Source organism: Delftia sp. WY8, from assembly GCF_018437695.1.
GTDB lineage: Bacteria > Pseudomonadota > Gammaproteobacteria > Burkholderiales > Burkholderiaceae_C > Comamonas > Comamonas tsuruhatensis.
In genome coordinates this window covers 5783624-5809425 of the sequence record NZ_CP049795.1, presented here as the reverse complement: position 1 = coordinate 5809425, position 25802 = coordinate 5783624, and the positions used below count along the sequence as shown (strand labels likewise).

The window sequence follows — 25802 nt, the reverse complement described above, 5'->3', positions numbered from 1 at the left end:
GGCCCATCGCGGCCGGGCTCGGGCAGCAAGGCAATGTCCCGCAGGCAGTGCATGCCCTCGCCCGCCATGGACGCCAGCACCTGCACCAGTTGCCGCAGCAGTGCCTGCACGGCGTCATCGCCGAAGCTGCTCCGCTGGTAGATCATCTTGAGCGACAGCACATCGCCCAGCCGCACCTCCAGGTCCATGGGATAGGAGGTCACGTCGATGGCATGCGTCACCGCAAACCGCAGATGCGGGTCGTCATGCGCGGACAGCACCGCATCCATGGGGTAGTTCTCGAACACCAGGATGCTGTCGAACAGGCCGCGCTGGCCCTTGCCCGCCCAGCGCTGGATGTCCGAAAGCGACGTCTGCTCATGCTCGCGCGAGGCCAGGTTCTGTGCCTGCAGCGTGCGCAGCCAGGGGCCCAGCTCCAGCGCGCCGTCGCAGGCCACGACCACCGGCAAGGTGTTGATGAACAGCCCCTGCATTCTTTCCACGCCGGCCAGCTCGGGCGGGCGGCCAGCCACCGTGGCCCCGAAGGCCACCGTGGCCTGGCCCGTGTACCGCGCCAGCACCAGCGACCATGCGGCCTGCACCAGGGTGTTGGCCGTCACGCGCTCGCGCTGGGCAAACTCCACCAGCTGCTGCGTGGCACCGGCATCCAGCGCGGCGCCGGCCTCGTGGTGCCCCTGACGGGCTGCAGGCAAGGCACCAGGCCGGACAGCAGGCCGGGCAAGCGCATCCACCAGCAAGGTGGGCTCGTGCAGCGGCTGCACCAGGCGCCTCCAGTAGGCCTCGCTGGCCCCGTGGTCCAGGCCTTGCAGCCATGCGATGTAGTCGCGGTAGCTGGTGTCCACGGGCTCCACGGCAATGCCCTTGTAGTCGCGCAGCACCTCGCCCAGCAGGCTCGATGAACTCCATCCGTCCGTGAGCAGGTGGTGGGCGGTCCAGATGCAGTGGTGGCTGCCATCGGACACCCGGACCAGGGCCAGCCGCATCAGCGGCGGCTTGCTGAGGTCGAAGGCCGCGAACTGCCCGGCGGCCAGGGCATCCAGGGCCCCCGCCACATCCTCGCTGTGCCGGCAGTCATGCTCGGTGATGTCCAGCAGGACCTGCCTGGCCACCCATTGCAGCGGCAGGGACGCATCGGCCAGGAAGCCGCTGCGCAGCACGGCATGGCGGTCCAGCACCGCCTGCCAGGCCTTTCGGAAGCGCGCGGCATCCAGGCCATGCGCGTCGATGCGCAGCTGGGTGACATAGGACAGCCCCGAGGGATCGGACAGGCTGTGGAACAGCATGCCCGACTGCATGGGAGACAGCGGATAGAGGTCCGCCAGATTGCCCGCAGGCAGGTCCAGGCCGTCCAGCTGCGCCTGCGTGACCCGGGCCAGCGGGAAGTCCGAGGGCGTCACCCCCTGCGCGCCGCTCAGGCAGTGGTCGATCAGGCCTTCCAGCTCCTGCCGGTAGCGCCCCATCCAGGCCTGCACATCGGCGGTGTCGTGGCGCGCCGTGCTGAAGGCGGCCGTCATCACCAGCTCGCCGTCGTACACGCGGCCATTGATGGTGAACTCGTGCGACAGCGGCGCCGAGGCGTCGGCCGGCATGCCGCTGCCCTCTGCAGCCGGCAGCCATTGGGCCGCGCTGTCAAAGCTTGCATCGAACTGCCCCAGGTAGTTGAAGACCAGGCTGGCCCGGGGCAAGGCCTGCATGGCCTGCCTTTGCTGCGCCGTGCCCAGGTACTTGAGCACTCCATGGCCCAGGCCGTGCAGCGGCACTTCGCGCAGGCTTTGCTTGACGCGCTTGAGCGCGTCGCCCGGGCCTGTGCCCGCATCGAGCGCCACCGGGAAGACGCTGGTGAACCAGCCCACGGTGCGCGAGACGTCTACGCCGGCCGACAGCTCCTCGCGGCCATGGCCCTCCAGGTCCACGAGGATGCGCTGCTGCCCGCTCCACGCGCACAGGGCGCGCCCTAGGGCGGCCAGCAGGATGTCGTTGATCTGCGTCCTGTAGGCCGCCGGCACGCGGCTGATCAGGGCCTCGGTGCGCTCGCGGTCCAGCCGCAGCTCGACGCTGGACTGCCATGCCAGGGTGTTGGCCCCCCCGGGACGGGCACAGGGCAGGACGGCCGGCACCTGGGCCAGCGCCTGCCAGAAGGCCAGCTCGCCGCCGCATTGCGCGGCATGGGCCTGCAGCGCCTGCGACCAGCGCTGGTAGCTGGCGGTCTTGTGGACCCTGGCGGGCTCCAGGCCCTGCAGCCGGCTGGCATAGGCCGAACGCAGGTCTTCGAGCAGGATGCGCCAGGAGACCCCATCGACGACCAGATGGTGGGCCACCAGCAGCAGGCGCCAGCTGCCGTCGCCCACCTCGATGCACAGCCCGCGCAGCAGCGGCCCGTGGACGATGTCCAGGCTGCGCTGCGCCTGTTCGCACAAGGCCTCGATCGCGCCGGCATCCCGTGCCTGGCACACCCACAGCAGTGCCTGCAGGTCGGCCTCGGACGGGCTTGCGTAGGCCTGCTCCCAGGCGCCCTGCGCCGTGGGGCGAAAGCGCAGGCGCAGGCTGTCGTGCCGGGCCAGCAGGTCGGCCAGGGCCTGGCGCAGCGGTGCAGGCTGCAGCGGCTGCGTGCTGCGCAGCAGCAGGGCCTGGTTCCAGTGGGATCGCTGCGGCACGTCCGTTTCGAAGAACTCCGCCTGAATGGGCAGCAGGGGAACGCTTCCCTGGACCGGGGTCTCCTGCTCCACCGCCTCGTCCTGCACGGGCTCGGCCACACGCGCCAGCTCGGCAATGCTTTGCCGCTCGAACAGCTGCCGTGGCGACAGCTTCCAGCCGAAGCGTCGCAGGCGCGAGACGATCTGCAGGCTGAGGATGGAATCACCCCCCAGCGCGAAGAAGTTGTCGCTGCGCCCCACCCGCTCCAGGCCCAGCACCTCGGCCCAGACACGGGCCAGCAGCGTCTCCAGTTCGCCCTCGGGCGCCTGGCTGGCGGCTGGCATGCCGAACGCGGGCAGGGCCTGCCGGTCCAGCTTGCCGTTGGCGTTCTGCGGCAACTGGTCCAGCACCATGATGGCGCCCGGCACCATGTAGTCGGGCAGTACCGTGGCCAGGCGCTCGCGCATCTCCTGCCCGTCCAGGGTCCGCCCGCTGCGGGCAGACACATAGGCCAGCAGCCGCGTGCCCGCCGGTCCCTCGCCGGCCACGACCACGGCCTCGCGCACATCGTCCAGCGCCAGCAGTTGCGCCTGCACCTCGCCCAGCTCGATGCGCAGGCCGCGGATCTTGACCTGGTGGTCCACCCGCCCCAGGTACTCCAGCTGGCCCTGCGCATTCCAGCGCACCAGGTCGCCCGTGCGATAGAGTCTTGCGCCATCGCGGCCGAAGGGGTCGGCGACAAAGCGCTCCGCGCTGAGCCCTGCCCGGTTCAGGTAGCCGCGCGACAGCAGGGGCCCGCCTATGCACAGCTCGCCGGCCACGCCCAGGGGCACGGGGCGCATCCGGTCGTCCACCACCCACATGTGCCGGCCCGCCAGAGGCCGGCCTATGGGAAGGTCCTGGGGCGCCGCGCCGGCGCCTTCCACCAGGCCCGTGCAGTCGAAGAGGGAGGCCGTGACGGTGGCCTCGGTCGGGCCATAGGCATTGAGCAGCCTCACATGGCCCAGCCCGGCATCGCGCCAGGCCTGCAGGCCGGCGCCCGGCATGGCCTCGCCGCCCACATGCACCTGCCTGAGCCGCCCGTACCCGCGCAGGCCCTGGCGCGCAAAATCCTGGACCAGCAGCAGCCAGTAGGCGGTGGTCAGATCGGCCACGCTGATCTGCCTGGCCATGAGTTCCCTGTGGAAGGTGGCGCTGTCCCAGAGTTCGGGCCCGCGCAGCACCATGGCCGCGCCGGCCACCAGCGGCGCGAACAGCTGCTCGATGCAGCCATCGAAATTCAGCGTGGCGAACTGCAGCACGCGGTCCTGCGGCGACAGCGCGGCAAAGCCGACGGCCAGCTGCGCCTGTTCGGCCAGGCAGCGGTGGGAGATGCCCACGCCCTTGGGGCGGCCGGTGGAGCCCGAGGTGTAGATCACATAGGCCAGGCATTCGCCATGCACGGCGGCGCCGGGGTTGTGGTCGGGCCCCGGCATCGCGCCGATGGCATCCAGGTCCAGCGCCTTCACGCGACCGGCCACCGCAAGCCCCAGGCGGGACTGCGTGAGCAGGCAGGCCATGCCGCTGTCCTCGACCATGTGGGCCAGGCGCTCGGCCGGATAGCCGGGGTCCAGGGGCACATAGGCCGCGCCCGACTTGAGCACGGCCAGCACGGCCACCACCATCTCCACCGAGCGTTCCACCGCAATGCCCACGCGCACCTCCGCGCCCACTCCCTCGGCGATCAGGCGGTGCGCAAGGCGGTTGGCACGCCGGTTGAGCTGCGCATAGCTGATGCATTCGTCGCCAAAGACCAGGGCCGTGGCCTGGGGCTGCTCGTCCGCCTGCTGCTCGAACAGCCTGTGCACCAGGGGCTGGGCATCGCGGCTCTGCGGGTTGCATCCAGACTGCACCGATTGCGCCCATTGCGTCAGCAGCGCCCATTCGTCCCGGTCCAGCAGCTCGATATCGCAGGCCGGCAACGCAGGCGTTTCGGCCAGGGCCGCAACAATGCCTTCCACGGCGGCCAGCATGTAGGCGCACAGGCGCTGCGCGCCCACGGTCTTGCTGGCCTGCCCGACCAGGCGAAAGCCCTGGCCCAGGTCATCGATGGACATGTCCACCGGGTAGTTGGTGCGCTCCTGCCCGCCCAGGGCCGTCATGCCTTCCCATACGCCCGAGGCTGCGTCCGCTGCGGCGCCCTCTTGCGGGGCCACGCTGTAGCGGTAGTTGAGCAGTGCCGAGAACAGCGGCGTCCCCCCCGCCAGAGCGCTGCAGCGCTGCGCCAGCGACAGCGTGGCGTGCTCGTGGTGCATCAACCCCGTCAGCCCCGCATGCGTCTCTTGCAGGCAGTCCTGCACGCTGCGCCCGCCCAGCCGTATGCGCAGCGGCAGCGTGTTGATGAACATGCCCAGCGCGCTGTGCGCGCCCTCCCCGCCCTGCATGCGGCCAAAGAGCACGGTGCCGAACACCACGTCATCCTTGCCCGTGGTCCTGCCCAGCACCAGCGCCCAGGCCAGGTGGAACAGGCTGGCGGCACTCACCCCATGGCGCTGCGCCTGCCGGCGCAGCTCGCGCGACAGCGGTGCATCCAGCGCAAGCCTGGCCTCCTCCACCGCGCTGCCGTCGCCCTGCACATCCAGCAGGCCAAACGGCGCCGTGGGCTCGTCCACATCGCCGAGCATGGCGCGGAAGAAGTCCTCATGCTCGCTGGTGCTCACGCCCAACCGGGCCTGGGCCACGAAGCGCCTGAACGGCAGGGGCCTAGGCAGCTCCGCCTCGCGGCCCTGGGCCATCAGTGCGATCTCCTCGACGATGCGCTCCAGCGTCGTGTGGTCCAGCACCAGGTGGTGGGTCAGCAGCTGCAGCAGCCAGCGTCCGTTGCGCGCATCCTGCGCCGCCACGGCGCGGATCATGGGCGCGCGGCGCACATCGATGCGCTGCACGCGCGGGTCCAGCACGGCCTGCAGCCGGCTGGCCACATCCGTTCCTTCCCCTTCACCTTCGCTCTCCTCCAGCCAGTCGAGCAGCACCTGCGCCTGCCGGCAGACCACCTGCACGGGCTCGGCCAACCCCTCCCACAGCACGGCCGTGCGCAGGATGTCGTGGCGTGCGATGACCCGGTTGAGCCGTTGCAAAAAGCCCAGCAGCCGCTCGCGCGTGTCGAAGCCCAGCAGCGTGGGCGTGGCATAGGCGTCGCCCTGCGGGTGCAGCGTGTGGTGGAACAGAATGCCTTCCTGCAATGGCGCCAGCGGATAGATGTCCTGGATGTTGGCCGCGCCACCGGGCACGGCGGCCTCGACCCGTGCGATCTCCTGCACGTCCAGCGCCGCCAGTGTCAGCATGGCGGGCGTGATGGCCGTGCAGCCTTCGGGGATGCCATTGGGCGGCACCTGCACCTGGGCGGCGCCGTCCGCCTGCATCAGCTGCGCCGCAAAATCCGCCAGCTGCGGATGCTGGAACAGGCTGCGTACCGAGGCCGACAGGCCATGCGCGCGCATGCGTTCCAGCATGCCCATGGCCAGCAGCGAGTGTCCGCCCAGCTCGAAGAAGTTGTCGCGCCGCCCCACGCGGTCCTGCCCCAGAAGCTCGGCCCATATCGCCGACAGCTGCTGCTCGACCCCGTTGTGCGGCGGCTCGTATCCACGCTGCGCCCATTCGGGCTGCGGCAGGGCCTTGCGGTCCACCTTGCCGTTGGCATTGAGCGCAAGCGCAGGCAGCACGACGATGGCCGAAGGCTGCATGTAGTCCGGCAGCCGCCGGGCCAGCGCCTGGCGCAAGGTTTCGGCCAGCCCCGCATCGGCGTCCGGGCCGGCCACATAGGCGACAAGGCGTGCGCCCGCCGCGCCCGATGTGGCTTGCGCCGCGACCACCACGGCCTCGCGCACGCCGGGTTGGGCCAGCAGATGGGCCTCGATCTCGCCCAGCTCGATGCGCAGGCCGCGGATCTTCACCTGGTGGTCCAGGCGCCCCAGGTACTCGATCTGGCCTTCGCCGTTCCAGCGCACCAGGTCGCCCGTGCGGTACAGCAGGCCGCCCTGCGTGTCCAGCGGGTCGGCCACAAAGCGCTCGGCCGTCAGCGCGGGGCGGTTCAGATAGCCGCGCGCCAGGCCCATGCCGCCCAGGTACAGCTCGCCGGCCACGCCCTGTGGCGCCGGCCGCATGGCGCAGTCCAGCACATAGGTGCGGATACCGCTGATGGGCCGGCCGATGGGAACCTGGCGCCGCCCGTCGTCGCGGCAGCGCCAGTGGGTGACGTCGATGGCCGCCTCGGTCGGGCCATAGAGGTTGTAGAGACCGGCTCCGGGCAGCAACCTGAAGACGGCGTTCTGCGCCTCGGCCGACAGGGCCTCGCCGCTGCACAGGATGCGCCTGAGGCCCGTGCATGCTGCAACGCCCGCGTGCGCCACAAAGGCCTGCAGCATGGAAGGCACGAAGTGCACGGTGGTGACGCCATGGCCCGTGATCAGCGCCACCAGCCTTGCGGGGTCACGGTGATCGCCAGGCGCGGCCATCACCAGCCGGGCGCCGGCCATCAGGGGCCAGAAGAACTCCCAGACCGACACATCGAAGCTGAACGGTGTCTTTTGCAGCACGGCGTCCGAGGCATCGAGCGCATGGGCCTGCTGCATCCAGGCCAGCCGGTTGTGCAGGGCCGCATGCCGGTTGGCCGCGCCCTTGGGACGGCCCGTGGAGCCCGAGGTGAAGATCACATAGGCCAGATGCTCCCCATGCACGGCAACCACGGGGTTGCGCTGAGATTCACCGGCCACATCGATGCGGTCGATGTCCAGCCACTGCAGATCCTCGCCTGCGGGCAGGCGCTTGCGCAGCGCGCTGTGGGTGAGCAGGCGCCGCACGGCGCCGTCTTCGATCATCTGCGCCAGCCGTTCGGGCGGGTGATCGGGGTCCAGGGGCACATAGGCGCCACCGGCCTTCATGATGGCCAGCAGGCCCACCACCATCTCGATGGACCGCTCCATGGCGATGCCCACCCGGGTCTCCGGCCTCACGCCCAGGGCCATCAGCCGGTGTGCCAGCTGGTTGGCGCGGCGGTTGAGCTGGTCGTAGCTCAGAACCTGATCGCCAAAGACCAGCGCCACGGCATCCGGCCGTGCCTGGACCTGGCGCTCGATCAGCTGGTGCACGGGCTGCATTCCGGGTTCGGCTCGGGCGCCCAGGCTCCAGGCCTGCAGCTGCGCCCATTCCTTGCCGTCCAGCATGTCCAGCGCCGCAGCCTCCAGGCCGGGCTCGCTTTCCAGCGCGTGGACCAGGGAGGCCACGGCCGCCGCCATGTATCCACACAGCCGTTCAGCCCCCAAAGCAGCATCGGCCTGGGCCACGATGCCAAAGCCTTCGCCCAGGTCATCGATGGACACGGTCACGGGGTAGTTGGTGCGCTCCTGCCCGCCCAGCGCCGTCATGCCTTCCCATGCGCCCGAGGCTGCGCCCCCCTCCTGCGGCGCCGCGCTGTAGCGGTAGTTGAGCAGGGCCGAGAACAGCGGCGTCCCCCCCGCCAGAGCGCTGCAGCGCTGTGCGAGCGACAGCGTGGCGTGCTCGTGGTGCATCAGCCCCGTCAGCCCCGCATGCGTCTCATGCAGGCAGTCCTGCACGCTGCGCCCACCCAGCCGTATGCGCAGCGGCAGCGTGTTGATGAACATGCCCAGCGCACTGTGCGCGCCCTCCCCGCCCTGCATGCGGCCAAAGAGCACGGTGCCGAACACCACGTCATCCTTGCCCGTGGTCCTGCCCAGCACCAGCGCCCAGGCCAGGTGGAACAGGCTGGCCGCACTCACCCCATGGCGCTGCGCCTGCCGGCGCAGCTCGCGCGACAGCGGTGCATCCAGCGCAAGCCTGGCCTCCTCCACCGCGCTGCCGTCGCCCTGCACATCCAGCAGGCCAAACGGCGCCGTAGGTTCATCCACATCGCCGAGCATGGCGCGGAAGAAGTCCTCATGCTCCCGGGTGCTCACGCCCAGGCGGGCCTGGGCCACGAAGCGCCTGAACGGCAAAGGCCTGGGCAGCTCCGCCTCGCGGCCCTGCGCCATCAGCGCGATCTCCTCGACGATGCGCTCCAGCGTCGTGTGGTCCAGCACCAGGTGATGCGTCAGCAGCTGCAGCAGCCAGCGCCCGTGGGGAGCATCCTGCGCCGCCACGGCGCGGATCATGGGCGCGCGGCGCACATCGATGCGCTGCACGCGCGGGTCCAGCCGCTGCTGAAGCGCGGCGGCCACATCGCCTTCGCCCTCGCGTTCACCAGGCTCCAGCCAGTCGAGCAGCACCTGCGCCTGCCGGCAGACCACCTGCACAGGCTCGGCCAGCCCCTCCCACAGCACGGCCGTGCGCAGGATGTCGTGGCGTGCGATGACCTGGTTGAGCCGTTGCACAAAGCCCAGCAAACGCTCCCGCGTGTCAAAGCCCAGCAGCGTGGGCGTGGCATAGGCGTCGCCCTGCTGGTGCAGCGTGTGGTGGAACAGAATGCCTTCCTGCAGCGGCGCCAGCGGATAGATGTCCTGGATGTTGGCCGCGCCACCGGGCACGGCGGCCTCGACCCGCGCGATCTGCTGCGCGTCCATCGCCACCAGCGTCAGCATGTCGGGCGTGATGGCCGTGCAGCCTTCGGGAATGCCGTTGGGCGGCACCTGCACCTCATGCCGGGGCAGGCCCTGCTCGCGGCGCAGCGCCAGCGCCAGATCCGCCAGCCGGGGGTGCTGGAACAGCGTGCGCACCTGCGTCACCCAGCCCTGGGCGCGCATGCGCTCCAGCAGCTTCAGGGCCAGCAGCGAGTGCCCGCCCAGCTCAAAGAAATGGTCCTGGCGCCCCACGCGCTCCACGCCCAGCACCTCGCTCCAGAGTGCGGCCAGCCGCTGCTCGCCGTCGCCCACGGGCGCCTCGTAGTGCAGGCTGGCCAGCAGTTCAGGCTCGGGCAAGGCGGCCCTGTCCACCTTGCCATTGGCATTCAGGGGAAGGCGGTCCAGCACCATGATGGCGGCCGGCACCATGTAGTCCGGCAGTTCAAGGGCCAGGCGCTCGCGCAGTTCGGCCGCCGTGACCTGCTGCCCTTCATGCGCCGAGACATAGGCCGCCAGGTGCATTCCGGCAGAGCCCTTGCGGGCCACGACCACGGACTCCCGCACCTGGGGCTGGGCCAGCAGCCGGGCCTCGATCTCGCCCAGCTCGATGCGAAAGCCCCGGATCTTCACCTGGTGGTCCAGGCGCCCCAGGTACTCCAGCTGGCCTTCGTCGTTCCAGCGCACCAGGTCGCCCGTGCGGTACAGGCGGCCGCCGCCCTGGTCGAACGGGTCGGCGACGAAGCGCTCGGCGCTCAGGCCGGGCCGGCCCAGGTAGCCCTGCGCCAGCGCCTGCCCGCCCAGATAGAGTTCGCCGGCCACGCCTGCGGGAACCAGTCCCAGATCCTGGCCCAGCACCAGGGCCTTGGTCGCGCTGACGGGGCGGCCGATGGGGACCGGGCTGCGGCCATCGTCGCGGCAGGTCCAGTGCGTCACGTGGATGGCGGCCTCGGTGGGGCCATAGAGGTTTTGCAGGCTGACGCCGTGCAGGCGGCGCAGGGCCTCACGCTGTGTCTCGGCCGGCATGGCCTCGCCGCCGCAGATCACATAGCGCAGGCGGGTCTCCTCCTCGATGCCTTCATGGGCCAGAAACGCCTGCAGCATGGCCGGCACGAAGTTCAGCGTGGTGATCTGGTGGCGGCGGATCAGCGCGACGATGCGCTCGGGATCGCGGTGGTCGCCGGGCCGGGCCACCACCAGGCGCACGCCCGCCGTCAGCGGCCAGAAGATTTCCCAGGCCGAGACATCGAAGCCGAAGGCCGCCTTGTGCAGCACCGCGTCGGCCCGCGTGAGCCGGTAGTGGTCCTGCATCCAGGCCATGCAATTGGACAGCGCGGCATGCCGGTTGGCCGCCCCCTTGGGCCGGCCGGTGGAGCCCGAGGTGTAGATCACATAGGCCAGATGGTCGCCATGGACCGCCACGCCGGGATTGTGGTCAGGCCCTGCGTCCAGGTCCAGATCGTCGAGCTCGACCACGTTCAGCGCCTGCGCGAACGGCAGGCGCTCGCGTGCCTTGCGCTCGGTCAGCAGCAGGGCGATGCCGCTGTCCTGGGCAATGTAGGCCAGGCGGTCCACCGGGTACTCCATGTCCAGCGGCACGTAGGCGCCGCCGGCCTTGAGCACCGCCAGCAGCCCGGCCACCATGTCCACCGAGCGCTCCAGCGCAACGCCCACGCGCACGTCCGGCCCCACGCCCAGGGCCATCAGCCGGTGGGCCAGCCGGTTGGCACGGGCGTTGAGCCGGGCCGAGGTCAGCGCCTCGTCGCCATGGACCAGGCAAACGGCATCGGGCTGCTCCCGCACGCGGGCCTCGAATTCCCGGTGCACGGGCAGGGCCTCGGGATGGGCCTTTCCATTGAGGCTCCACTGCAGCAGCCTGTCCCGTTCATGCGCGGGCAGCACCGCAATCGCGGTCACGGGCTGGCCGGGGTCGCGCGCCAGGGCATCGGCCAGGCCGTCCAGCGCCTGGTGCATGTAGCCGCACATGCTGTGGGCATTCACCGCATCGATCACATGCGCGATCAGCGTGAAGCCCTCGCCCGTGTCGTTGACCGACAGGCCGAACGGGAAGTTGGTGCGCTCGTGGCTTTGCAGTATCTGCACGCCGCTCCAGGCATCGCCAGCGTCCGCGTCCTGCAGCGCCGTGTGCCGGTAGTTGAGCAGGGCCGTGAACAGCGGCGCCCCGCCGGCCAGGCCGCTGCAGGACTGGGCCATCGACAGGCTGGCATGCTCGTGGTGCAGCAGGTCCGTCAGCGCGGACTGGGTCTGGCGCAGGGCCTGGGCCACGCCACGACCGGCCAGGCGAACGCGCAGCGGCAGCGTATTGATCAACATGCCCAGCGCGCGGGCCGCGCCCTGCTGCGCCTGCATGCGGCCAAACAGCACGGTGCCGAACACCACGTCGTCCCTGCCGCTGGTCCTGGCCAGCACCAGGGCCCAGGCCAGGTGGAACAGCGCGGCGGCGCTGACGCCGTGGCGCCGGGACTGCTGCCGCAACCGGGCGGCAAGGCCGCCGTCAAGCACCTGCCGCACCTCGTTCGTGCGCGCTCCGTCGCCCTGGACATCCAGCAGCCCGAAGGGCGCCGTGGGCTCCTGCACATCGCCCAGCATGGTGCGGAAAAACGCCTCATGCCCGGCCATGCCCTCGCCCGAGCGCGCCTGGGCCACGAACTGGCGGAACGGCAGCGGCCGGGGCAGCGCGCTGGAGCGGCCCTGCTGGATCAGCGCGATCTCACCGATCACCTGCTTGAGCGTGGTGTTGTCGTCCACCATGTGGTGGGCCAGGATCTGCAGCAGCCAGCGCTGGCCCGGCGCGTCGTGCGCGGCCACCAGGTGGATCAGCGGCGCCTTGCGCAGGTCGATGCGGTAGCCGTGGGCGCAGGCGGCCAGCCGGGCCAGCGCGTCCTGCGATGGTGCCGCTGTTCCGCCCTCCTCCAGCCAGGACAGCGGCAGGCGGGCCTGCCGGCAGACGACCTGCACGGGCGTCGCCAGGCCCTCCCAGAACACGGCCGTGCGCAGGATGTCATGCCGCGCGACCACCTGGTCAAAGCTCTCGGCAAACCGCTGCAGCCGCTCGCGCGAGTCGAAGCTCAGCGTGTGCGAGGTGACATAGGCATCGCCCTCGGACTGCAGCAGGTGGTGGAACAGAATCCCCTCCTGCAGCGGCGCCAGCGGGTAGATGTCCTGGATGTTGGCCGCACCTCCCGGCACCGCCGCGGCAATGCGAGCAATCTCCACCTCATCCAGCGCCACCAGGGTCAGCATGTCCGGCGTGATCGCCGTGCAGCCTTCGGGGATGCCGTTGGGCGGCACGTCGATCTCGCCGGCCACCTGCGCCCCTTGCTCACCCTGCGGCTCCTGCTGTTCCTCCAGTACCGCCTGCGCAAACTCCGCCAGCCTCGGATGCTGGAACAGCGTGCGCACCTGCACGCGCAGGCCCTGGGCGCGCACGCGCTCCAGCAGGCCCAGGGCGAGCAGCGAATGCCCGCCCAGCTCGAAGAAGCCGTCCTGCCGGCCCACGCGCTCCACGCCCAGCACCTCGGCCCAGATCTTCGCGAGCGTTTCTTCCAACTCGCCCTGCGGTGCCTCGTATTCCTGCGCACTCGCCATCTCCGGCTCGGGCAGCGCCTTGCGGTCCACCTTGCCGTTGGCAGTCAGCGGCAGGGCATCGAGCACGACGATGGCCGAGGGCACCATGTAGTCGGGCAGCGCATGGCCCAGGCGCTGCTTGATCTGGCTTTCCTCCACCGCGTCACGCAGGGAGACATAGGCGATCAGCCTTGCGCCCTCCTTGGCCAGCACCACCGCCTCGCGCACCTCGGGCTGGGCCAGCAGCTGCGACTGCACCTCGCCCAGCTCGATACGGAAGCCCCGGATCTTGACCTGCTGGTCGGCACGGCCCAGGTATTCGAGTTCGCCCTGGGCACTCCAGCGCACCAGGTCGCCCGTGCGGTACAGGCGCTCGCCCGTCTCGCTGAACGGGTTGGCAACGAAGCGCTCTGCCGTCAGTCCTTGCCTGTTGAGATAGCCCCGTGCAAGGCCCTCGCCTGCCACGTACAGCTCTCCGGCCACGCCCTGAGGCAGCAGGTTCAGGCTGCCGTCGAGCACGTACAGGCCCAGGTCCGGAATCGCCACGCCAACGGGGCTGCGGCCTCCGTCCAAATCCGCCTTGGTGATCTGCCGGTACGTCACATGCACCGTGGTCTCGGTGATGCCGTACATGTTGATGAGCTGCGGGCTCTCGTCACCGAAGCGGTCGAACCAGGGCCGCAGGCTCTCGGGCTCCAGCGCCTCGCCGCCGAAGATCACTTGGCGCAGCGCCAGGCCGGAGCCGCCTTCTTCATCCTGCTCCACCGCATGCACCAGCTGCCCGAAGGCCGAAGGCGTTTGATTGAGAACCGTTACGCACTCGGCACGCAGCAAAGCCAGGAAGTCCTGGGGCGAGCGGCTGACCCAGTACGGCACCACCACCAGCCGGCCGCCCGTGCACAGCGCGCCGAAGATCTCCCAGACCGAGAAGTCGAAGGCGTAGGAGTGGAACAGGGTCCAGACATCGTCCGGGCCGAAGCCGAACCAGGCATCGGTGGCGTCCAGCAGCCGTGCCACGTTGCGGTGGCTCAGTTGCGCGCCCTTGGGACGGCCCGTGGAGCCCGAGGTGTAGATCACATAGGCCAGGCTGTCCGGGTTCACATCGACCTGCGGATCGGTATCGGGTTCGTCCGACAGGTCCAGCATGTCGATCTCCAGCACCTGCAGCGCAGCAGCGCCCGGGAGGCGCTCACGCACCGCAGCCTGCGTCAGCACCAGAGAGATCCCGCTGTCGGCCACCATGTGCGCCAGCCGGTCGGCAGGGTAATCCGGGTCCAGCGGCACATAGGCGCCACCGGCCTTGAGGATGGCCAGCAGGCCGACCACCATCTCCACCGAGCGCTGCATGGCGATGCCCACGCGCGTCTCCGGCCGCACGCCCAGGGCGATGAGGCGGTGGGCCAGGCGGTTGGCCCGGGCGTCGAGTTCGGCGTAGGTCAGTCGTGCGGACTCGCAGGTCAGCGCCACCGCATCCGGCCGCTGCTGCGCGCTTGTGGCAAAGCGCTGGTGCAGGCAGGCGGGCTGCGCAGGGTTGAGGGCAGGTCCATTGCGGGTACTGCGGCGCGCACTGCGGTCCAGAAGCTGCGCCTGCTCATCGCCGGGCAGCAGTTGCACCTGGTCCAGCGCGCACTGCGGCGCATGCGCCAGCGCCTGCAGCAGCAGCGACAGATGCGCGCCCATGCGCTGCACCGTGGCCGGCTCGAAGCGCTCGCGCGCATAGGCAAAGCCCAGTTGCAGGCTGCCGTTGGCGCGGCGGCTGGCGTGCAGGGTCAGCTCGAACTGGGCGGCCAGGCCGTCCAGCTCCAGCTTCTGGATCTCCAGGCCCGCCAGGCCGGCCGCCTCTTCGTGCTGGTAGTTCAGCATCACCTGGAACAGCGAGCTGCCGTCCAGGCTGCGGCGCGGCTGCAGCGCCTCGACCAGTTGCTCGTAGGGCAGGTCCTGGTGGGCCAGGCCCAGGCGGACCAGCTCGGCCAGTTGGGCCAGCAGCTCCTGCAGGCGCATGCGGGGATCGAGCCGGCCACGCATCACCAGCGTGTTGACGAAGAAGCCGACCAGCGGCTGGGCCTCGGGCTGGTTGCGGTTGGCCACGGGCACGCCCACGCGGATATCGGTCTCGGCGGTATAGCGGTGCAGCAGGGCCTGGAACCCGGCCAGCAGCGCCACGAAGAGGGAGGTGCCCTGCTCGCGGGCGCGCTGCTCCAGTCCGGCCACCAGGCTGGCGGGCAGCTCCAGCCGGTGCCAGGCGGCATGCCAGCGGTTCTCGGCGCCCGGCGCGCGGGCATGGTCGGCGGGCAGCTCCAGATGCAGGTCCTGACCACCGGCCAGCTCGGGCAGCCAGTAGTCGAGCAGGCGCTGCCTTTCCCCGGCCTCCAGCCAGTCGCGCTGCCAGGCGGCGTAGTCGCTGTAGGCAATGGGCAGCGGCGGCAGGCGGGTCGGGCGCTGCTGCACCATTGCCGCGTACAGGCCGGCGAACTCCTCCAGCAGGATCTGCATGGAGCGGCCGTCGGAGATGATGTGGTGCATCACCACCACCAGCAGGTGCTGGCGGCTGTCCAGGCGGACGGCGGCCACGCGCAGCAGCGGTCCGCGCGTCAGGTCAAAGGGCGTGAGGCACAGGCGCTCGGCTTCGGCCAGGGCCCGTTCGCGCCGCTGTGCGGCAGGCAAGGGGGTCAGGTCGATCAGCGGCAACTCCAGGGCCAGCTGCGGCACGATGCGCTGCCGCGCCAGGCCGTCGGGGCTTTCCTCAAACACCGTGCGCAGTCCGCCGTGGCGCTCCAGCAGCACGCCGAACGCCTGCCGCAAGGCCGCCAGATCCAGCTCGCCATGCATCCACGAGGCCTGGGCGATGTGGTAGGCCGAGCTTTGCGGGTCCAGCTTCCACAGGAACCACTGGCGCAGCTGCGCATGGGACAGGGCTTCGGTCTGGTCGGGCGATGGTGCGCGGACAGGGATGGGGAAGTGCGAGAGATCCAGTCCCTCGGCCCGGATCTTTTGCAATGCCAGCGTGCGCTGGGCAGGGCCCAGGCTTGCAAAGCGCTCGGCGATTTGGCGCAGGCGGCCACGGTCCATCAGATATCTCCCAGAGTTTCGAGAAAGGAATCCAGCGCATCGAGCACCTGCGCATCCGCGCCTGTCGTGCCTGTTGCACCCGCAGCACCCGCAGCATCCGCGCCGCCATGGGCCGGCAGGCGCACCAGGCCTGCCATGTCCTGCAGCACCGGGGTGCGGAAAATGTCCTGGGCGGTCAGCCCCGCAGCGCCTGCCCCCTGCAGCCGCGCCAGCAGTTGCACCACCTTGAGCGAGTGCCCGCCGCGCTCGAAGAAGCTGTCGCGGCGGTCCACGCGGCCACCGCCCAGCAGCTCGGACCAGAGCCCGGCCAGCATTTCCTCGGCCTGCCCCGAAGGCGCCTCGTAGGACTGGCCGGCCGGTGCCTGCGCCGCAGGCAGCGCGGCACGGTCCACCTTGCCGCTGTTGTTCAGCGGCAGCGTGTCCAGCACCACGATGGCGGACGGCAGCATGTAGTCGGGCAGGCCGCTGGCCAGTCTTGCGCGCAGTGCCGCAGCGTCCAGGGGCGGGCCTGCATGCAGCGATGCATGTAGAGATACGTGCGCCACAAGGCGCGTATCGCTGCCGGCCCCCGCTGCCGTGACCACGGCCTCGCGCACCTCGGGCTGGGCCAGCAGCGCGGCCTCCACCTCGCCCAGCTCGATGCGGTGGCCGCGGATCTTGACCTGGTGGTCCAGCCGGCCCAGGTATTCGAGCGCGCCATCGGCATTGCGGCGCACCAGATCGCCCGTGCGGTACAGGCGTTCGCCAGCCTCACCCGGACCCGCGAAAGGATCGGCCACAAAACGCTCTGCGCTCAGGCCCGGCCGCTGCCAGTAGCCGCGCGCCAGGCCCTGGCCACCAATGAACAGCTCACCGGCCACGCCTTGCGGCACGCAGCGCAGTCCTTCGTCAAGCACCAGCAGCCGGGTGGCCGCGATGGCCTGGCCCAGCGTGGCGGCATCGCCCTGCACCTGCTGCAGGCTGGACCAGATCGTGGTCTCGGTCGGGCCGTAGAGGTTCCAGAGGTCCACGCCCGCCGCGCGCAGCAGGGCGATCAGGTCCGGCGCAAGCGCCTCGCCGCCGCACAGCGCCTTCAGGGGCCGTGCCGCCTTCCAGCCACCGGCCAGCAGCAGGCGCCAGCCCGAGGGCGTGGCCTGCATCACGCTGGCGCGGCTGCGCTCCAGCAGCGCCGCCAGCGCGGCCGCGTCGCGCACCTGTTCGCGCCCGGCCACCACCAGCTGCGCGCCCACGGCCAGGGGCAGGAAGATCTCCAGGCCCGCAATGTCGAAGGACACGGAGGTCGTGGCCAGCACCACGTCCTGCGCCTGCAGGCCCGGCTGTGCCGCCATGGACTGCAGGAAGTTGGAGAAGGCCGCATGCCGCACCACCACGCCCTTGGGCCGCCCGGTGGAGCCCGAGGTGTAGATCACATAGGCCGCCTGGTCGCCATGCACCTCGACGCGGGGCGCGCGTTCCGTGCCTGCCTGCGGCCCTGGCTCCCTTGCCTCCACTGCCTCCAGCACCTCCGGTACCTCCAGCGCCTCCAGCTCCAGCACCTTCGGCACGCTGGCGGCGAGCAAGGCCAGCCGGCCCGGCGCCAGGCCCGAGGCCAGCACCAGGCAGGCCCCGCTGTCCTGCAGCATGTACCGCATGCGCTCATCGGGCAGGGCCGGATCGACGGGCACGTAGGCGGCGCCCGCCTTGAGGATGGCCAGCAGGCCGGCCACCATGGCGGCCCCGCGCTCGGCCACCAGGCCCACGCGCTGCCCGGGCCGCAGCCCCTGGGCGATCAGGGCCTGCGCCAGGCGGCTGGCCCGCCGGTCCAGATCGCCGTAGCTGAACACCTGCCCGTCCGCGGCCAGGGCCGGGGCCTGGGGCCGCTGCCTTGCCTGCGCCTCGAACATGCGGTGCACCGGCAAGGCCTGCGGCCAGGAGCGGGGGTTGCAGGCCTGCGCCAGCAGCGCCTGGCGCTCGGCCGGGGGCACCACGTCCAGCGTGCGCAGGTCGCGGCCGGGCTGCTGCTGCAGCGCCTGCACCAGCGCCTGCAGGGCCTGCTGCATGTAGGCGCAGACGCGCCCGGCCCCCACGCTGCGCACCACCTGGGCGACGAGCACAAAGCCCTGGCCGTCGTCATCCACGGCCATGCCCACGGGATAGTTGCTGCGCTCGGGGCGGCCCAGCACCTGCACGCCGGCCCGGGCCAGCTCTTGCGCAGCACCCTCGGCCGCGCCATGCCGGTAGTTCAGCAATGCGCCGAACAGCGGCGTTCCCGCAGGCAGGCCGCTGCAGCGCTGGGCCAGCGACAGGCTGGCATGCTCGTGCTGCAGCAGCGCCGCAAGCGCCGCCGCCGTGCTGCGCAGGCCCTGGAGCACGCTGCCTTCGCCCAGCGGCAGCCGCAGCGGCAAGGTGTTGATGAACATGCCCAGCGCCTGCTGCGCACCGGCGCCGCCGTCCATGCGGCCCATCAGCACGGTGCCGAAGACCGGCTCCTGCCTGCCGCTGGTCCGGGCCAGCACCAGCGCCCAGGCCAGGTGGCAGAGCGCGGCGGGGCTGACGCCGTGCGCACGCGCCTGGCGGCGCATGCCCTGGGCCAGTGGGGCGTCCAACCGCAGGCGGGCCTCCTCCATGCCACGGCCATCGCCTTGCACGTCCAGCAGGCCGAAGGCGGCCGTGGGCTCCTGCACATCGGCCAGCATGCGGCGGAAGAACCGCTCGTGCGCCTCGGCCGCCACGCCCTGGCGAGCCTGCGCCACAAAGCGCCGGAAGGGCACGGGCACCGGCAACTCGGCCGCACGGCCCTGCTGAAGCCGCAGCACCTCCTGCAGCAGCAGGTCCAGCGTGATGCGGTCCATCACCAGGTGGTGACTCAGCAGCTGCAGCAGCCAGCGGCCTTGCCCGGCATCGTGCGCGGCCCGCGCCCCTATCATCGGCGCCTGCCGCACGTCCAGGCGCAGGTCGTGGCTGCGCAGTTGCTCCAGCATCTGCGGCACCAGTGCCTCATGTGCCTCATGTGCCTCATCCGCATCAGGCCACTGCAGCTGCAGCGGTGCCTGACGCAGCACCACCTGCACGGGCTCGGACAGCCCCTCCCAGAGCACGGCCGTGCGCAGGATGTCATGGCGCGCAATCACCTGATTGAGGCTATGCACGAAGGATTGCAGCTGCTCGCGCGCCCCGAAGCTCAGCAGGTTGGGCGAGACGAACACATCGCCCCCGGACTGCAGCAGGTGGTGGAACAGAATCCCCTCCTGCAGCGGCGCCAGCGGGTAGATGTCCTGGATGTTGGCTGCGCCACCGGGCACCGCAGCGGCAATGCGCGCAATCTCCTCCTCATCCAGCGCCACCAGGGTCAGCATGTCCGGCGTGATCGCCGTGCAGCCTTCGGGGATGCCGTTGGGTGGCACATCGATCTCGCCGGCCACCTGCTCACCCTGCTGCTCCTGCTGTTCCTCCAATACCGCCTGCGCAAACTCCGCCAGCCTCGGATGCTGGAACAGCGTGCGCACCTGCACGCGCAGGCCCTGGGCGCGCACGCGCTCCAGCAGGCCCAGGGCCAGCAGCGAATGCCCGCCCAGATCGAAGAAGCCGTCCTGCCGGCCCACGCGCTCCACGCCCAGCACCTCGGCCCAGATCTGCGCCAGCGTTTCCTCCAACTCGCCCTGCGGTGCCTCATATTGCTGGGCGCTGACCATCTCCGGCTCGGGCAGCGCCTTGCGGTCCACCTTGCCGTTGGCGGTCAAAGGCAGGGCATCGAGCACGACGATGGCCGAGGGCACCATGTAGTCGGGCAGTATCTCGCCCAGCCGGTCCTTGAGCAGACCCTCTGCGATTTCTGCATTCAGCGACACATAGGCGATCAGTCTGGCACCGCCCGCCCCCTCCTTGGCCAGCACCACCGCCTCACGCACTTCAGGCTGGGCCAGCAGTTGCGACTGCACCTCGCCCAGCTCGATGCGGAAGCCCCGGATCTTGACCTGCTGGTCGGCACGGCCCAGGTATTCGAGTTCGCCCTGAGCGTTCCAGCGCACCAGATCGCCCGTGCGGTACAGACGCTCGCCCGTCTCGCTGAACGGGTTGGCAACGAAGCGCTCTGCCGTCAGTCCTTGCCTGTTGAGATAGCCGCGTGCCAAGCCCTCGCCCGCCACGAACAGCTCCCCGGCCACGCCCTGCGGCAGCAGGTTCAGGCTGCCATCGAGCACATACAGGCCCAGGTCTGGAATCGCCACGCCAACAGGGCTGCGACCACCCTCCAGATCCGCCTTGGTGATCTGCCGGTACGTCACATGCACCGTGGTCTCGGTGATGCCGTACATGTTGATGAGCTGCGGGGCCTGCTCGCCAAAGCGCTCGAACCAGGGCCGCAGGCTCTCGGGCTCCAGCGCCTCGCCGCCGAAGATCACCTGGCGCAGCGCCAGGCCGGAGCCGCCTTCTTCATCCTGCTCCACCGCATGCGCCAGCTGCCCGAAGGCCGAAGGCGTTTGATTGAGAACCGTTACGCGCTCCGCACGCAGCAAAGCCAGGAAGTCCTGGGGCGAGCGGCTGACCCAGTACGGCACCACCACCAGCCTGCCGCCCGTGCACAGGGCACCAAAGATCTCCCAGACCGAGAAGTCGAAGGCGTAGGAGTGGAACAGGGTCCAGACATCGTCAGGCCCGAAGCCGAACCAGGCATCGGTGGCGTCCAGCAGCCGTGCCACGTTGCGGTGGCTCAGTTGCGCGCCCTTGGGTTTGCCTGTCGAGCCCGAGGTGTAGATCACATAGGCCAGGCTGTCCGGGTTCACATCGACCTGCGGATCGGTATCGGGTTCGCCCAACAGGTACAGCGTGTCGATCTCCAGCACCTGCAGCGCAGCAGCGCCCGGGAGGCGCTCACGCACCGCAGCCTGCGTCAGCACCAGAGAGATCCCGCTGTCGGCCACCATGTGCGCCAGCCGGTCGGCAGGGTAATCCGGGTCCAGCGGCACATAGGCGCCACCGGCCTTGAGGATGGCCAGCAGGCCGACCACCATCTCCACCGAGCGCTGCATGGCAATGCCCACGCGCGTCTCCGGCCGCACGCCCAGGGCGATCAGGCGGTGGGCCAGGCGGTTGGCCCGGGCGTCGAGTTCGGCGTAGCCGAGAACGTGGTGCTCGAAGGACAGCGCCTGCGCCCCGGCCCGCGCCAATGCCTGGCTGGCGAAGCGGCCGTGCAGCGTCTGCGCTGCGGCCGGCCGACCGGCAGGCAGGCCGGCGGCGCGGCCCCATGCCTGCTGCCTGTGCAGTTCGGCCGCGCCCAGCAAGGCGACCTCGCCCACCTTGCGGGCCGGATCATCGGCCAGCGCCTGCAGCATGGCCACATAGTGGCCGGCCAGCGCGCCGATGGTGGCGGCCTCGAACAATTCGCGGGCATAGGTCAGGCGCAGGTGCAGGCGGCCCTGCGCATCCTCGGTGGTGTCCACGGTCAGCTCGAACTGGGCGCCCTGGCCCTGCAGCGCATATTCCTGCAGCTCCAGCCCAGGCAGTTGCTGCAGCGCGCTGCGGTCCTGGCGCTGGTGGTTGAACAGCACCTGGAACAGCGGCTGGGTGCCGGCGTTGCGTTCGGGCTGCAGCGCCTCGACCAGTTGCTCGAAGGGCAGGTCCTGGTGGGCCTGCGCGCCCTGGGCGGCCTGCCGGGCCTGGTCCAGCAGCTGCGCCAGGCCCATGCGCCCGTCCAGCGTGGCGCGCAGAACCTGGGTGTTCACGAAAAAGCCCACCGTGCCCTGCGTTTCCACCCGGTGGCGGTTGGCAATGGGCACGCCCACGCGAATGTCTTCCTGGCCCGTGTAGCGGTGCAGCACGGCCTGCAGGCCCGCCAGCAGCAGCACGAACAGCGTTGCGTCCTGCGCCTGGGCGCGGCGGCGCAGGCTGCCGACCAGTTCGGCCGGCAGCTGCAGGCCATGGCTGGCGGCCACATGGTCCGCGCCGGGCCGGCGCGGGTGGTCGGTGGGCAGTTGCAGCACGGGGTGCGTGTCGCCCAGCTGGGTGCGCCAGTAGGCCAGTTGCCGCTGCCGCTCGCCGGCCTCCAGCCACTGGCGCTGCCAGACCGCGTAGTCGGCGTACTGCAGCGGCAGGGGTGCGGCCTGCGGCACCTGTCCCTGGCACCGTGCGCGGTACTGCTGCACGAATTCATCCACGATGATCTGCATGGACCAGCCGTCGGAGACGATGTGGTGCATGGCCACGACCAGCAGATGCGCCTCGGCCGACTCCCGGATCAGGCCCACGCGCAGCAGCGGCCCGGCCTGCAGGTCGAAGGGCTGGCGGTGCACGGCGGCCGCCGCCTGTTCCAGTTGTTCCTGGCGCTGCGCAGCGGGGAGTTCGGACAGATCCGTTTGCTCGACCCGCACACTGCCCTGTGCGGCGATCACCTGCACCACCTGCCCGTCCCCGCCCATGCGGAACACCGTGCGCAGCGACTCGTGGCGCGCCACCAGCGCGTCGAAGCTTTGCTGCAGCGCCAGCACATCGAGCGTGCCCAGCAGACGCAGCGCGCCGCTGATGTGATAGGCCGTACCGGCGGGCTCCAGCTGCCACAGGAACCATTGGCGCAATTGCGCAAAGGACAGCGGCAGCGGGCCACTGCGGTCTGCCCTGGGCAGGGGCGCCGTGCCTTCGGTCTGCTCGGCGCCGGCGACCGGCCCCTCCACCAGCCGTGCCACACCCGCCGGCGTCTTGCCCGTGAACAGCTGCTTGGGCGTGAGCTTGACGCCGCGCTTGCGGGCGCGCGCCACCAGCTTGAGTGCGAGGATGGAGTCCCCGCCCAGCGCGAAGAAGTCGTCATGCCGGCCCGCGCGCTCCAGGCCGAAGAGGTCGGCCCAGACGGCGGCCAGCGCCTGCTCGGCCTCGCCTTGGGGCGCCTCGAACAGATCGGCGGCCGCCTGCTCCGGCACGGGCAGGGCCTTGCGGTCGATCTTGCCGTTGGCCGTCAGGGGCATGCCTTCCAGCACGGTGATGCTGGCAGGCACCATGTATTCGGGCAGCGCCTGCGCCAGCGCGGCGGCCCACCCCGGCCTGTCGGCGGGCACGCCCGCCTGGGGCACGGCATAGGCATGCAGCTGCATGCGCCCGTCCCCGCCTCCCTCCCCATCCAGCCGCGCCACGACTTCGGCCTGGGCCACGCCGGGCACGGCCTGCAGCGCCAGCGCCACCTCGCGCAGCTCCACGCGGTAGCCGCGCACCTTCACCTGGTCGTCCATGCGGCCCAGGAACTGCAGGCTGCCATCGGCCAGCATGGTCACGCGGTCGCCGGTGCGGTACAGGCGCTCGCCCGGCTGGAACGGGTTGGCCACGAAGCGCTCCGCCGTCTGCCCGGGCCGGAGCTGGTAGCCGCGCGCCAGGCCCGGCCCGCCCAGGTACAGCTCGCCGCTGGCGCCCAGGGGCACGGGCTGCAGGTCGGCATCCAGCACCAGGGCGCGGCTATTGGCCAGCGGCCTGCCCACGGGCAGGCTTTCGCCGCCGCGCAGCACCTCGTCCGCCTCCTGGGTGAGGATGCCCACCGTGGTTTCGGTGGGGCCGTAATGGTTGAGCACGCGGCAGCCGGGCCTGAGCGCGGCGATGCGGTCGATCAGCGGCCAGCGCGTGGCCTCGCCGCCCAGCACCAGGCGGCTGGCAGGCAGCACGTCAGCGGGCATGCCGGCATTCAGCAGCCCCTGCAGATGGCTGGGCACGATCTTGAGCACGTCCACCCGGTGCTCTGCCATGTAGCGCGCGAAGCCGTCGGGGTCGAAGGCCAGTTCGGGCGCCATCAGATGCAGCGCGCGCCCCGAGCACAGCGCGCCGAACAGCACGGTGTGCCCCAGGTCCGCCGCCACGGTCGAGACCATGGCCATGCTGCGCGCCGCATCGGGCAGGTCCAGCCGCTGCAGCACGGCCTGCACATAGTGGGCCAGCGCCCCGTGGCTGACGACCACGCCCTTGGGCTGCCCGGTCGATCCCGAGGTGTAGATCACATAGGCACCCTGTGCGGAATGCGGCGGCGCGGCCGGCAGCGCCTGCCCCGCAATGCACGGCTCCTGGCAGGCATTCGGGTCCAGGCTCAGCAGGGGAACGCCCGCGTCCCAGGCGGGCGCCTGCTGGCAGAGCATCAGCACCGCGCCGCTGTCGCGCAGCTGCCAGGCCAGCCGCTGCGCCGGCAGGCCGGGGTCCAGGGGCACATAGGTGCCACCGGCCTTGAGCACGGCAAGCAGGCCCAGCACAAAGGCGCAGCTGCGCTCGGCATGCAGGGCCACGCGCACATCGGCCCCCACGCCGCGCGCCACCAGGGCCCGGGCCAACTGGTCGGACTGCCGGTCCAGCTGCGCGTAGCCCAGGGCCGAGCCCGCGTCCCTGACCGCCGTGCCATCGGGATGGGCCTGCACGGCGCGCGACCACAGCTCCAGCACGCTGTCGGCGCCAAAGGCCTGCACCGGGCCTGCAGACTCCGACACGCGGCCTGGCAGCGACAGCTCGCCCAGCCTGGGCTGCCTGTCGCTGATTGCGCCGGTGACCTGCCGCGCAAGATCCTGGAATGCGCCGGCCATGTCACGCACCACGGCTTCGTCGAACAGTTCATGGGCGTAGATCAGCACGCAGTCGATGCCGTCCTGCCGGTCGGTGAAGTCCAGGCTCAGGTCGAAATGCGCCTGGCCGCTGGAGACGGCCTGCATGGCGATCTCCAGGCCGGCGATGTGGCGCGCGGCCGAGGCGTCTTCCTGCTGGGTGCACTTGACCTGGAACAGCGGGTGAACGTCCGGCTGGCGGGCCGGCTGCAGCGCCTCGACCAGCAGGTGGAACGGCAGGTCCTGGTGGGCCTGCGCGCCCAGCACCGCCTCGCGCACCTGCGCCAGCAGCGCGCCGAAGTCCTGCGCGGGATCGATGTGCGTGCGCAGCACCAGCAGGTTCAGGAAGTAGCCGATCAGCCCATGCGTCTCGGCCTTCTGGCGGTTGGCCACCGGTGTGCCCACGCGCAGCTCGCGCGTGCCGCTGAAGCGGTACAGCACCAGCTTGAGCAGGGCCAGCATCACCATGAACAGCGAGGCGCCATGCGCGCGGCCCAGGGCACGCACGCGGGTGGCCAGCGCGGCGGGCAGCGTGAACTCCAGGCGCTGCTCCTGTGCCTCCTGCGCGGCCGCCCTGGCCTGCTTCATCGGCAGGGCCAGGGCCTCATGCTCGGTGCCCAGCCGGGCGCGCCAGTAGGCCAGCTGCCGCTCGCGCTCACCGGCATCGAACCAGCGGCGCTGCCAGACGGCGTAGTCGGCGAACTGCAGGGCCATGGCCGGCAGGCGCGATGGCTGCTGCGTGCGCAGGGCCTCGTACAGGTGGAACAGCTCCTGGATCACGATGCCGTTGGACCAGCCATCGCCCGCAATGTGGTGCAGCGACAGGCCCAGCACATGCTCCTGCGCGCCCAGCCGGCACAGGACGGCGCGCAATGGCGTTTCCGTGTCCAGCGCAAAGGGCTGGCGGGCCAGCAGCAGCACCTGGCGCTGCGCCTCGGCCTGCGGATCGCCGTCCGTCCATGCGCCCAGATCGACGTGGCGCAGGGGCACGGGCGCGGCGGGCTGGATGGACTGCCGGGGCTCGCCGTCCTCGCCGGCCGGATAGCAGGTGCGCAGGATCTCGTGGCGCTCGGCCAGGGCCTGCAGCGCCTGCTCCAGCGCCCACGCATCCAGCGGCCCCTTGAGCGACAGCGATCCCACCATGTTGTAGGCGGGGCTGGCGGGCTCCAGCCGCCAGGTGAGCCAGAGGCTGCGCTGCGCGGGGGACAGGGCAATGGCCAGCGTGCGGTCGCAGCGGGTGATGGTGTGGGCCGTGTTGCGGGCGTCGCCGTCCGGCAGGCCACCTGCGCCACCTGCGTCAGATGCAGCGGGTGCACCGGATGCACCGGATGCGCCGGATGCACCCCGGAGCCTCAGGGCCAGTGCGGCGCGCTGCGCATCGGACAGGCGGGACTTGCGGGAATCGAGATCGTTCAGGGACATGGTGGTC

General features: G+C 70.9%; 2 protein-coding genes (1 of these 2 cut by a window edge). Both read right to left on the bottom strand.

Going from position 1 to position 25802, the window contains the following annotated elements; all coding sequences use genetic code 11:
• Nucleotides 1–15839, bottom strand: the 5' portion of a protein-coding gene (locus G4D77_RS26530) for a non-ribosomal peptide synthase/polyketide synthase (RefSeq protein WP_154833917.1). It extends 2668 nt beyond the left edge of the window; only the first 15839 of its 18507 coding nucleotides appear in the window; the start codon lies at nt 15837–15839; its stop codon lies beyond the left edge, outside the window.
• The gene (locus tag G4D77_RS26525) at nt 15839–25795 is read right to left on the bottom strand and encodes a non-ribosomal peptide synthetase (RefSeq protein ID WP_213757759.1); all 9957 of its coding nucleotides are present in this window, start codon (nt 25793–25795) and stop codon (nt 15839–15841) included. Before G4D77_RS26525 ends, G4D77_RS26530 begins: the two co-directional genes overlap by 1 nt.
• Nucleotides 25796–25802 lie beyond the last annotated feature (7 nt).